The 11,723-nt window shown below is 57.6% G+C and carries 12 protein-coding genes; 9 read left to right on the top strand and 3 right to left on the bottom strand.

From position 1 onward, the window contains the following. Positions 1–232: 232 nt before the first annotated feature. Both AO277_RS06540 and purT read left to right on the top strand, forming a co-directional pair. Complete coding sequence (locus tag AO277_RS06540) at positions 233–700, top strand: preQ0 transporter (protein ID WP_004666056.1); 468 nt, start codon at positions 233–235, stop codon at positions 698–700. Positions 701–803: 103 nt separating this feature from the next. Next, positions 804–1,985, top strand: a complete 1,182-nt coding sequence (gene purT, locus AO277_RS06535) for a formate-dependent phosphoribosylglycinamide formyltransferase (protein WP_002552516.1) — start codon at positions 804–806, stop codon at positions 1,983–1,985. A 56-nt stretch (positions 1,986–2,041) separates the two neighbouring features. Here the strand turns inward: purT and AO277_RS06530 are convergent, their stop codons facing one another. The 3 genes from AO277_RS06530 to AO277_RS06520 all read right to left on the bottom strand — a co-directional run bounded on the left by AO277_RS06530 (position 2,042) and on the right by AO277_RS06520 (position 5,574). After that, positions 2,042–3,352 carry an MFS transporter gene (locus tag AO277_RS06530; RefSeq protein ID WP_044317312.1) on the bottom strand — a complete coding sequence of 437 codons (1,311 nt, stop codon included), beginning with the start codon at positions 3,350–3,352 and terminating at the stop codon, positions 2,042–2,044. Positions 3,353–3,501: 149 nt separating this feature from the next. Further along, on the bottom strand, positions 3,502–4,749 hold the full coding sequence (locus AO277_RS06525) for a CNNM domain-containing protein (RefSeq protein ID WP_044317313.1): 1,248 nt from the start codon (positions 4,747–4,749) through the stop codon (positions 3,502–3,504). A gap of 12 nt (positions 4,750–4,761) precedes the next feature. Continuing rightward, positions 4,762–5,574, bottom strand: coding sequence for a cytochrome C assembly family protein (locus AO277_RS06520; RefSeq protein WP_002552519.1), 813 nt, complete (start codon positions 5,572–5,574; stop codon positions 4,762–4,764). Between the two features lie 213 nt (positions 5,575–5,787). Between AO277_RS06520 and ffh the strand changes: the two genes are divergently transcribed. The 7 genes from ffh (at position 5,788) to AO277_RS06480 (ending at position 11,605) form a co-directional block, all read left to right on the top strand. Further along, on the top strand, positions 5,788–7,164 hold the full coding sequence (gene ffh / locus AO277_RS06515) for a signal recognition particle protein (RefSeq protein ID WP_044317314.1): 1,377 nt from the start codon (positions 5,788–5,790) through the stop codon (positions 7,162–7,164). Between the two features lie 247 nt (positions 7,165–7,411). Next, on the top strand, positions 7,412–7,669 hold the full coding sequence (gene rpsP / locus AO277_RS06510) for a 30S ribosomal protein S16 (protein ID WP_002552521.1): 258 nt from the start codon (positions 7,412–7,414) through the stop codon (positions 7,667–7,669). Between the two features lie 5 nt (positions 7,670–7,674). Continuing rightward, entirely contained in the window at positions 7,675–8,214 is a 540-nt protein-coding gene (gene rimM, locus AO277_RS06505) for a ribosome maturation factor RimM (protein ID WP_002552522.1), read from the top strand. 5 nt (positions 8,215–8,219) lie between these two features. Next, positions 8,220–8,972, top strand: a complete 753-nt coding sequence (gene trmD, locus AO277_RS06500) for a tRNA (guanosine(37)-N1)-methyltransferase TrmD (protein WP_044317315.1) — start codon at positions 8,220–8,222, stop codon at positions 8,970–8,972. 44 nt (positions 8,973–9,016) lie between these two features. Further along, positions 9,017–9,367: a 50S ribosomal protein L19 gene (rplS, locus tag AO277_RS06495; RefSeq protein ID WP_002552524.1), complete on the top strand. Its 351-nt coding sequence runs from the start codon at positions 9,017–9,019 to the stop codon at positions 9,365–9,367. A 102-nt stretch (positions 9,368–9,469) separates the two neighbouring features. Next, positions 9,470–10,330 carry a site-specific tyrosine recombinase XerD gene (gene xerD, locus AO277_RS06490; protein ID WP_099258828.1) on the top strand — a complete coding sequence of 287 codons (861 nt, stop codon included), beginning with the start codon at positions 9,470–9,472 and terminating at the stop codon, positions 10,328–10,330. A gap of 546 nt (positions 10,331–10,876) precedes the next feature. Continuing rightward, positions 10,877–11,605 (top strand): hypothetical protein, encoded by a 729-nt coding sequence (locus AO277_RS06480; protein WP_044317317.1) that lies wholly within the window; start codon positions 10,877–10,879, stop codon positions 11,603–11,605. Positions 11,606–11,723 lie beyond the last annotated feature (118 nt).

Below are 11,723 nucleotides of genomic sequence, written 5' to 3'. Positions count from 1 at the left end.
GTAAAGAGGCCGGTGCAGTAGAAGAATTTGCTGCGTTTGGAATATAGCCTTCGCGAACAAGTTCGCTCCCACAGGTTATCCGTGGGCGTTGTGGGAGCGAACTTGTTCGCGAAGAGGCCGGTGCAGTCGATGCATTATCTTCGTCAGAAATAGCGCTTTCGCCTACGCCTGGGCACGGTCCTTGCCCGCGTTTGCTATCATTGCCGCTCGCTTGCACAGGCCCAAACCCTCCATGCTTTTCCTGATCGCTTACATCGGCAGTGTCGTGCTGATCAACTTCGCCTTCTCCAGTGCGCCGCATCTGGACATCATCTGGTCTGCCTGGGGCGGGCTGGTGTTTGTGTTGCGCGATATGGTGCAAATTCGCTTTGGTCATGGCGCAATCATCGCCATGCTGGTGGCGCTGGTGCTTTCGTATGTCACCAGCGACCCGACCATTGCCCTGGCCAGCGCCACTGCGTTCGCGGTCTCCGAGTGCATTGACTGGCTGGTGTTCAGCATCACCAGACGCCCGTTGCGTGACCGGCTATGGATCAGCTCGGCACTCAGCATCCCGCTGGATACCTTTATCTTCTTCGGCATGATCGACGCGCTGACTGCACCGGTCGTGCTCACTGCGCTGGCATCGAAGTTCGCCGGCGTGACCCTGGTCTGGATGATCATGGCCTGGCGAGCGCGCAACAATGCTTGTCCGGGCTGAGCGCCCATTTACCGGGGCTTCGTGGTAAATTGCGCGCCTTTCTCCACAGCGGTTGCTTGCATAAGGCAGGCAGCCCTCGATATCTGCTTCACGAGGACCTGAGATGACTCAAATCGGAACTCCACTGTCGCCCACCGCGACTCGCGTACTGTTCTGCGGCAGCGGCGAACTGGGCAAGGAAGTCGTGATCGAGCTGCAGCGCCTTGGCGTTGAAGTGATCGCTGTTGACCGTTATGAGAACGCGCCCGCGATGCAGGTTGCTCATCGCAGCCATGTGATCAACATGCTCGACGGTGCCGCGTTGCGTGCAGTCATCGAGGCCGAGAAGCCGGATTTCATCGTTCCGGAAATCGAAGCCATCGCCACTGCAACTCTGGTTGAGCTTGAGGCTGAAGGCTTCACCGTGATCCCGACCGCGCGCGCCGCGCAACTGACCATGAACCGCGAAGGCATTCGTCGTCTGGCGGCCGAAGAGCTGAAACTGCCGACCTCGCCTTATCACTTTGCCGACACCTTCGAGGCATACAGCAAGGCGGTCGAAGACCTCGGTTTCCCTTGCGTGGTCAAGCCGGTCATGAGTTCGTCGGGCAAAGGGCAGAGCCTGCTCAAGAGCGCTGATGACGTGCAGAAAGCCTGGGATTACGCGCAGGAAGGCGGTCGCGCTGGCAAGGGCCGCGTCATTGTCGAAGGTTTCATCGACTTCGATTACGAAATCACCCTGCTGACCGTGCGTCACATCGGTGGCACCACGTTCTGCGCGCCGGTTGGCCATCGCCAGGAGAAGGGCGACTATCAGGAATCCTGGCAGCCGCAGGCCATGAGCCCGGTAGCGTTGGCAGAGTCCGAGCGTGTTGCAAGGGCGGTGACCGAGGCATTGGGTGGCCGTGGCATGTTCGGCGTCGAGCTGTTCATCAAGGGCGATCAAGTGTGGTTCAGCGAAGTCTCGCCGCGCCCGCACGACACCGGTCTGGTCACCCTGATTTCTCAGGACCTGTCGCAGTTTGCCCTGCACGCTCGCGCGATTCTCGGCCTGCCGATCCCGTTGATCCGCCAGTTCGGGCCATCTGCTTCCGCAGTGATTCTGGTCGAAGGCCAGTCCACTCAGACCGCTTTCGCTAACCTCGGCGCGGCGCTGGCCGAGCCTGACACCGCGTTGCGCCTGTTCGGCAAACCGGAAGTCAACGGTCAACGCCGCATGGGCGTTGCCCTGGCTCGCGACGAGTCCATCGAAGCCGCGCGGGCCAAAGCGACCCGAGCGTCGCAAGCGGTAGACGTAAAGTTGTAAGGGCGCAGCTGCAAGCTACAAGCAGGAGTGTGGTGCTCTTGCTTGCAGCTTGAGGCTTATAGATCCCTATCCCGAGTTTCCTTCAGGCTCAACACCGCCAGCACGCTGATCAGCGCAGCTGCAGATACATACCCGCCCACCCAGCTCAAGCCGCCCATCGCCACCAGTTTCTGGGCGAAGAAGGGGGCAACCGACGCGCCGACGATTCCGCCCAGGTTGTACGCCGCCGATGCGCCTGTGTAGCGAACCTGTGTCGGGAACAGCTCTGGCAGCAGTGCGCCCATGGGGGCAAACGTAATGCCCATCAGAAACAGCTCGATGCACAGAAACAACGCCACAGCCCAGGTGCTGCCGTGGGTTAACAGTGGTTCCATGGTGAAACCTGACAGAATCGCCAGCACACCGCCAATAATCAGTACCGGCTTGCGCCCGAAGCGGTCGCTTGCCAGTGCCGCCAATGGGGTGGCAGCCGCCATGAACAGCACCGCAAAGCACAGCAGCCCCAGAAACGTTTCACGGGTATAGCCCAGCGTGGCCACACCGTAACTCAATGAAAACACCGTCGAGATATAAAACAGCGCATAACAGACGACCATCGACGCTGCACCAAGCAGCATGGGCCTACAGTGCTGGCTGAAGGTTTCCACGATCGGCAGGCTGACGCGTTGGTGATGGGCCATGGCCTTGGCGAAGATCGGAGTTTCTTCCAGCTTCAGGCGCACATACAGCCCGACCATGACCAGCACGGCGCTGAGCAGAAACGGGATTCGCCAGCCCCACGCGCGAAACTGCTCGTCGCTCAGGGTCATGGCCAGTGCCAGAAACAGGCCATTGGCGGCCAGAAAACCGATTGAAGGTCCCAACTGTGGAAACATGCCGAACCAGGCGCGTTTGCCTTTCGGGGCGTTCTCGGTCGCCAGAAGCGCAGCGCCACCCCATTCCCCGCCCAGGCCAAGCCCCTGACCGAAGCGCAGTACACATAGCAGAATCGGTGCCCACGCGCCGATAGTCGCGTAACCGGGCAATACGCCGATCAGCGTGGTGCAGATACCCATCAGCAGCAGAGACGCCACCAGGGTCGATTTACGCCCGATCCGGTCGCCAAAATGACCGAACAGCGCCGACCCGAGCGGGCGTGCGAGAAAGGCGATACCGAAGGTCAGAAATGACGACAGCATCTGTGCCGTACCTGAGGTTTGCGGGAAAAACACCGGACCTATCACCAGCGCGGCGGCAGTGGCGTAAACGTGAAAGTCGTAGAACTCGATAGCTGTGCCGATGAAGCTGGCTGTGGCGACGCGGGTTGCCGAATTCACCGGATTTACGGACTCGGTATTATTTTCGCGAGAGAGCGGGGTGCTGGTCATGCGGATTCCCTGGCTGTCGACTCGCCGGGCGGCAAGGACCGTGCTCCGGCTAGCATTCATTATTGTGATTGTGGGTAAAGCGTCGAGCAGAGTAACCCGAATGGGTCGAGAGACAAGGGTATCGCCGGGATCTATTTGAAGGCAGAAATCTATTTGAAGGTGCGAACGAGGGTGTTCTGCCACATAGCCACGCGCTTGACGCGATTGTCTTCGGCCTCGAGAATTTCCAGCCGGTAAGGCCCTATTTTCAGGCAGACCGGAGCCTCTGGAATGGTTTCCAGTGCTTCGGTAACCAACCCGTTAACGGTTTTCGGACCATCGGAAGGCAGGTGCCAGCCAAGGCTTTTATTGAGTTCGCGAATGGACGCAGCACCTTCCACCTCAAGGCGTCCGTCTTCCTGTTGCTTGACGTGGGGGTTGTCCAGCCGCTGCTCGCTTTCGAACTCGCCGACGATCTCTTCAAGAATGTCTTCAAGGGTGACGATACCCAGCACTTCCCCGTACTCATCAACCACCACGCCGAGGCGGCGCTGCTGTTTGTGGAAATTCAGCAGCTGCAACTGCAACGGAGTGCTTTCCGGAACGAAATAAGGCTCGTAGCAGACTGCCAGCAACTGCTCTTTGGTCAGTGTGCCTTTGGGCAGCAGGTGGCTGATGTCGCGTGTATTGATGACGCCCTGAACCTGATTTATGTCGTTGTGATAGACCGGCAGGCGCGTGTGACGTGAAATGATCAGGCGCTCGATGATCAGCTCCATCGGATCATCAAGGTTGACGCCATCCACCTCGTTGCGCGGTATCAGGATGTCATTGACCGTTATGCTGTCCAGTGCGCGGATGCCCGACAGCACGCTGGCGCGCGGATAATGCTCGTGAACAATGTCGTGGCGGTTGGTTTTCTGCACATCGTCTTCGAAGTTCTGCTCCTGTTGCTGCACATGGCGTGACAAAAACGGGCGCAGCAGCGTCTTGGCGAGCACGTTGAACACGTAGGCCAGCGGCCAGACGATCTTCATTGGAATGCGCAGTACGCCATTGCCCAGTAGCAGTGTCGAGACAGGGTGACGGTTCGCCAGGCGGCGCGGTATGTATTCGGCGAACACCAGCATGACGCTCACGGTACCCAGCCATGCCACGGTCGGGCCGTTGTAGAACCAGTAATTGGCAGCAATCAGTGTTGCGATTACGGTGATCAGCACTCTTATCAGCGTATTGCCCAGGATCAGGCTGTTCAGGTTGAACGCCAGCTCGGGAAGCGGCGCGGCCTTGTCCGAACGGCTGGCGGCGCGCATTGCCTTGAGTTGGTGGTGCGCGGCTTCGACTGACGTCAGCAGACCAGCCCAGAGCATAAGGAGGGCGAGAACGCCAAGCAGTGGGCCAAGGGGCAGATTATCCATGATCAGGGCCCGTCAGATGTGCAGGATGAATTCGCGTACCAGCTTGCTGCCGAAGTAGGCGAGCATCAGCAGGCAGAAGCCGCCCAGGGTCCAGCGAATGGCTTTGTGACCTCGCCATCCAAGGCGGTTGCGCCCCCACAGCAGTACGCTGAATACGACCCAGGCCAGGCAAGCCAGCAGGGTCTTGTGCACCAGATGCTGGGCAAACAGGTTTTCAACGAACAGCCAGCCGGAAATCAGCGACAGCGAAAGCAGCGTCCAGCCAGCCCAGAGGAAGCCGAACAAAAGGCTTTCCATGGTTTGCAGCGGCGGGAAGTTCTTGATCAGTCCGGAAGGGTGCTTGTGCTTGAGTCGGTAGTCCTGCAACAGCAACAGCAACGCCTGGAATACGGCAATGGTGAACATTCCGTAAGCCAGCAGCGACAGCAGTATATGGCTCAGGATGCCGGGTTCTTCCATGATCGGCTGTACGGTGCCGCTGGGGGCGAACTGAGCCAGCAGCACGGTCACCATTCCCAGTGGGAACAGCAGCACCAGCAGGTTTTCCACCGGAATGCGTGACGTGGCGATCAGAGTCACAACGATCACTGACGCGGCGATCAGGCTGGCCGAGTTGAAAAAGTCCAGACCCAGGCCGACGGAATGCGTCAGTTGGGAAAACAGACCGATGGCGTGTGCGATCACCGCCAGCGTACCGAGCAGGCAAAGCAGCCGCTTGTCGGGCTTGACGGCCTGGCTCAGGCGCAGGCTCTGATAGACGGTCGCAGCGGCGTACAGAACGGCGGCGGCGAGGCTGGGAAGCAGGCTGGGTGGCAAAGGGGACATAGATCCTGATGGACGGGCCTGAAAAGACGTTGAGTTTGGCATATAACCGGCAAATCACGAAAGACCACAGAAGCAGACTGCGTGGTGTCCGTGCGGCGGAGTCTTCGCTATAATCCGCGACCTGCTCAAGCCGCAGGCTCGCCGAGCGCCATTTCTGCATTACGGGCCGGGCCGCATCAACCGGGGTTCGACGAGAGCCTGAAAGGATCGCGCATGTTTGAAAACCTGACTGACCGCCTCTCGCAGACGCTGCGCCATGTTACTGGCAAGGCCAAGCTGAACGAGGACAACATCAAAGATACCTTGCGCGAAGTGCGTATGGCGTTGCTTGAAGCCGACGTCGCCTTGCCGGTGGTCAAAGACTTCGTCAACAACGTCAAGGAGCGCGCCGTCGGCACCGAGGTGTCGCGCAGCCTGACGCCAGGCCAGGCGTTCGTGAAGATCGTCCAGGCCGAACTCGAAAGCCTGATGGGCGCTGCCAACGAAGATCTGGTGCTCAATGTCACGCCGCCTGCCGTCATCCTCATGGCGGGCCTGCAGGGTGCGGGTAAAACTACCACCGCTGGCAAGCTGGCGCGCTTCCTTAAAGAGCGCAAGAAGAAAACCGTGATGGTGGTGTCGGTCGACGTCTACCGTCCTGCCGCCATCAAGCAGCTCGAAACCCTGGCCAACGACATCGGTGTGACGTTCTTCGCCTCCGATATCAGCCAGAAGCCGGTCGACATCGCCCTGGCGGCCATTAAAGAAGCCAAGCTCAAGTTCATTGACGTGGTCATCGTCGATACCGCCGGTCGTCTGCACGTCGATGTCGAGATGATGGGCGAGATTCAGGCGCTGCATGCTGCGACCAAGCCAGCTGAAACGCTGTTCGTGGTCGATGCCTTGACCGGTCAGGATGCGGCCAACACCGCCAAGGCCTTCGGTGATGCACTGCCGCTGACCGGTGTGATCCTCACCAAGGTCGACGGTGATGCTCGCGGTGGTGCGGCCCTGTCGGTGCGTGCAATTACCGGCAAGCCGATCAAGTTCATCGGTATGGGCGAGAAGAGCGAGGCGCTGGAGCCGTTCCACCCAGATCGTATCGCTTCGCGAATCCTTGGCATGGGCGATGTGCTCAGCCTTATCGAGCAGGCTGAACAGACTCTCGACAAGGATAAAGCCGACAAACTGGCGAAAAAGCTCAAGAAAGGCAAAGGCTTCGATCTCGAAGACTTCCGCGATCAGCTGCAGCAGATGAAAAACATGGGCGGCCTTGGCGGCCTCATGGACAAGCTGCCAAGCATCGGCGGCGTCAATCTGGCGCAGATGGGCAATGCCCAGGGCGCGGCCGAGAAGCAGTTCAAGCAGATGGAAGCCATCATCAACTCGATGACGCCTGGCGAACGCCGTGACCCGGACCTGATCAGCGGCTCGCGCAAGCGCCGTATTGCAATGGGCTCGGGTACCCAGGTGCAGGACATCGGGCGTCTGATCAAGCAGCATAAACAGATGCAGAAGATGATGAAGAAGTTCTCCGCCAAGGGCGGAATGGCAAAAATGATGCGCGGCATGGGCGGAATGCTCCCCGGCGGCGGCATGCCAAAAATGTAATTGCGTCGCGTGCAAGCTTCTTTGCACGCGTCCCACACGGGGGGCGACCCCCGGTCAGCCCGCGTTATGCGGGCTTTTACCTGCTGTCATACCGACAGCGCCCTCGCAAATCTGGAAGGCATGCCGATAGGCGCCGGAAAAAGACATTTGCAAAAGTCGGGATATTCCTTAGAATATGCGGCCTTTCGGGCACCTATGCCCGCTGTGCATCTTAGATTTGCAGCACCGACTACAGGAACGATGTTCAATGCTAACCATCCGTCTTGCCCTTGGCGGCTCCAAAAAGCGCCCGTTTTACCACTTGACCGTAACCGACAGCCGCAACGCTCGTGACGGTTCCCACAAGGAACAGGTTGGTTTCTTCAACCCGGTTGCCCGTGGTCAGGAAATCCGTCTGTCCGTTAACGAAGAACGCGTCAACTACTGGTTGAGCGTTGGTGCACAAACTTCCGAGCGCGTTGCCCAGCTGCTCAAAGAGCACAACAAGACCAAGGCCGCGGCCTGAGTCTTATGAACGCGACGCCTGCATCTGCCGACGATCTGATCGTCATTGGCAAGATTTACTCGGTTCATGGCGTTCGCGGCGAAGTGAAGGTCTTTTCCTTTACTGATCCGATTGGAAACCTGTTGGACTACAAAACCTGGACGCTTCGGCGCGAAGGCAGCGTTGAGAAACAGGTGGAGCTGGTCAGCGGACGCTTGCAAAGCAAGTTTCTGGTCGCAAAGCTCAAAGGTCTCGATGATCGTGAAGAAGCTCGTCTTCTCTCCGGTTACGAAATCTGCGTGCCGCGTAACCTGTTCCCTGATCTGGACGATGGCGAGTACTACTGGTACCAGCTTGAAGGCCTCAAGGTCATCGACCAACTCGGGCAACTGCTCGGGAAAATCGATCACCTGCTCGAAACCGGTTCGAACGATGTAATGGTTGTAAAGCCCTGCGCGGGTAGCCTGGATGATCGTGAACGCCTGTTGCCCTATACAGAGCAATGCGTGTTGGCAATCGATATGGCTGCTGGCGAGATGAAGGTGGATTGGGACGCGGACTTCTGAATGCCATGGCCAGCCTGCGCATAGAAGTCATCAGTCTGTTTCCCGAGATGTTTTCCGCCATCAGCGAATACGGCATTACCAGCCGTGCGGTGAAACAAGGGCTGTTGCAGCTGACTTGTTGGAATCCGCGGGATTACACCACTGATCGCCATCACACTGTGGATGATCGCCCATTTGGCGGTGGTCCTGGCATGGTGATGAAGATCAAGCCCCTCGAAGATGCTCTGGTTCAGGCCAGGCAAGCGGCAGGGGATGCGGCGAAGGTTATTTACCTGTCGCCACAAGGCCGTCAGCTGAATCAGTCTGCGGTACGCGAACTGGCGCAGGAGGAAGCGATTATCCTCATCGCCGGTCGTTATGAAGGCATTGACGAGCGTTTTATTGATGCTCATGTCGATGAAGAGTGGTCGATTGGTGACTATGTTCTTTCCGGTGGCGAGCTGCCGGCTATGGTCCTGATTGACGCGGTTACGCGGCTGCTGCCTGGAGCTTTAGGGCATGTGGACTCCGCGGAGGAAGATTCCTTCACGGACGGTCTGCTGGATTGCCCGCACTACACCCGACCTGAGGTGTATGCGGATCAGCGTGTTCCCGACGTGTTGCTAAGTGGCAATCACGCGCACATCCGGCGTTGGCGTTTACAGCAGTCCCTTGGGCGGACCTATGAACGACGCGCTGATGTTCTGGAAAGCCGCTCGCTTTCTGGAGAAGAGAAGAAGCTGCTGGCGGAATACATCCGCGAGCGGGACGATAGTTAACGTATCGATGGTCGATCCATACGGATTACCTTAGGAGCACCAGCATGACTAACAAAATCATTCTTGCCCTCGAAGCAGAGCAGATGACCAAAGAGATCCCTACCTTTGCACCAGGCGACACCATCGTCGTTCAGGTTAAAGTGAAGGAAGGCGACCGCGCTCGTCTGCAAGCATTCGAAGGCGTTGTAATTGCCAAGCGTAACCGTGGCGTGAACAGTGCTTTCACTGTTCGTAAAATCTCCAACGGTGTTGGCGTTGAGCGTACTTTCCAGACTTATAGCCCGCAAATCGACAGCATGGCTGTGAAACGTCGCGGTGACGTTCGCAAGGCCAAACTGTACTACCTGCGTGACCTGTCCGGTAAAGCAGCGCGCATCAAGGAAAAACTGTCCTGATACAGTTTTTCGATGCATAAAAAAGGCAGCCTTCGGGCTGCCTTTTTGCTATCTGATGTTTGAAAATTCGTCTTCGGCGTATCACGCACGTACTGAGTTGAAATGGCTGCCATCGACCACCCGCTGATTGACCGGTTTCTGGATGCGCTCTGGCTTGAAAAGGGGCTGTCCGATAACACCCGCGATTCCTACCGCAGCGACCTGGCGCTGTTCAACGGCTGGCTGCAGGAGCGCAACGTTGATCTGCCCAGTGCCGGACGCGAGGTCATCCTCGATCATCTTGCGTGGCGCGTTGAAAATGCCTACAAACCGCGCTCCACGGCGCGTTTCCTGTCCGGCGCACGNTCCGTCGATCCCACCCTGCAGATCGACATGCCTCAGTTGGGCAAGCCATTGCCCAAGTCACTCTCCGAAGCCGACGTCGAAGCGCTGCTGGCAGCACCCGACCTGAGTGAGCCCATCGGCGAGCGTGACCGTGCCATGCTTGAAGTGCTGTATGCCTGCGGTCTGCGCGTGACCGAACTGATCAGCCTGACACTGGAACAGGTCAACCTGCGCCAGGGCGTACTGCGGGTGATGGGTAAAGGCAGCAAGGAACGGCTGGTACCCATGGGCGAAGAGGCCATCGTCTGGGTAGAGCGCTACATGCGCGGTGCCCGCGACGAGCTACTGGGCGGGAAACCCAGCGACGTACTGTTCCCCAGCACCCGCGGCGACCAGATGACCCGTCAGACCTTCTGGCACCGTATCAAGCATCAAGCAACGGTTGCGGGCATCGGCAAATCCCTGTCACCGCACACCCTGCGCCATGCCTTTGCCACACATCTGCTCAATCACGGCGCTGACTTGCGGGTGGTGCAGATGTTGCTGGGGCACAGCGATCTTTCGACGACCCAGATCTACACCCATGTGGCGCGCGCGCGGTTGCAGGAGATGCATGCGAAGCATCATCCGCGGGGTTAGTGGGCTGGTGGTATTGGAGCCTAAGCAAACTGAATGTCGGTTTTGCTGAAGCGTTCGCTGACAACGGGGGCTGCAAAGGCCCCCATTCCGATCTGCGCAGGAAAAATCTCTAATCCATCCTGGAAACATCCCGAGTGACGACGGCCTGTCGTCCCGCGAGCCTTATGTGGTAGGCTTTGCCGGTTTCGCATATCAAGGCTGGCGCTCCTTTTTTCGACCGCCGCCATTCTGCCCGTCGTCATAGAAGTTTTCAGGCTTCTGCTCCAGATTTCTCCGCCGCCGCTTCATGCCGGTCGGCACCGTCAGTATGTCTGCTTTGGATGGTACAGCCCTCGGTATCATCAGTATCATCACCCGAGCGGTTGCACGGTATGCATGTGACGCGTCATCCTCGAGGTTGATGTTCTGATATCACTGGCACGGACGAGTGCGACTATTTTTAAGAGGGGTTATCTCCAATCGTTCTTGAGGCGTGCGGATAAAGTTTCTTCGGGCAGCTACTATCAGGATGGGGTTATCTGAAACTCACTATCAAGGATGATTGATATGACTGACGAAAAAAAAGGACGTTCATTTCTGGCGACGCTAGACCTCAAGGACGGTACCAAGCTGGGGTTTTCCAAACTTAATGCGAGAGGATACGAAGCGGAAGGGGTCGAGGAGCTCTGTGCCAATTCATTGCTCACACAATCGATCAAGATTCGCTTTGAACCCAATGATGAGGGCTACTACGTCATGTTTTTCAAAGGGTTCGCGGCGCCGGATAAAGTTTCTTTAACGCCTGAAGATCCAATAAAGACCGTTGCGTACCTGAACGATGCGGATCCGGTCTATATGCAAGAAGAAAAGGTGTTTAAATCTGCCTCTCCGTCTGATGTTGCCTCAAATACAGACCATGCTTCAGTGTCTGTTTCAGATGACAAAACGCTGCTGCCTGAAAACCAAACAACGGCCTCTCAACCTCCAGAGCAAGAGTCGCCCATCTATTTAGCCGTTGGCGCCAGCGGCTGGGTCCATAAAACAAAAGAATCTGGAAGTGCTTACCTGGCCGGAATATCAGATTGTGGAGGCAGTAAGTTCTCGATTGACCGCACAGACGCTCAAGACGTTTATTTGAAGTCGTGGCGAAGCAAGAACTTCATGCAGACTTACAAACGTGAAGACTTTCCAAACGGCGCATGGTTCGCATGGATGACTGATTGCGATGGCACAGATGCGGTGCTGAAACTGACGATCATTGAACGCTATAACGCCGATGGTTCAGTCAGAACATAGAGCGTGAGTGAAGCGTTCGCTGACAATGGGGGCTACAAAGGTCCCCATTCCGATCTGCGCAGGAAAAATCTCTAATCCATCCTGGAAACATCCCGAGTGACGACGGCCTGTCGGCCCC

It is taken from the genome of Pseudomonas amygdali (assembly GCF_002699855.1).
In the GTDB taxonomy this organism is placed as follows: Bacteria; Pseudomonadota; Gammaproteobacteria; order Pseudomonadales; family Pseudomonadaceae; genus Aquipseudomonas; species Aquipseudomonas amygdali.
Note: the sequence above shows the minus strand (reverse complement) of the source record. Positions and strands in the feature narration are given on the sequence as shown.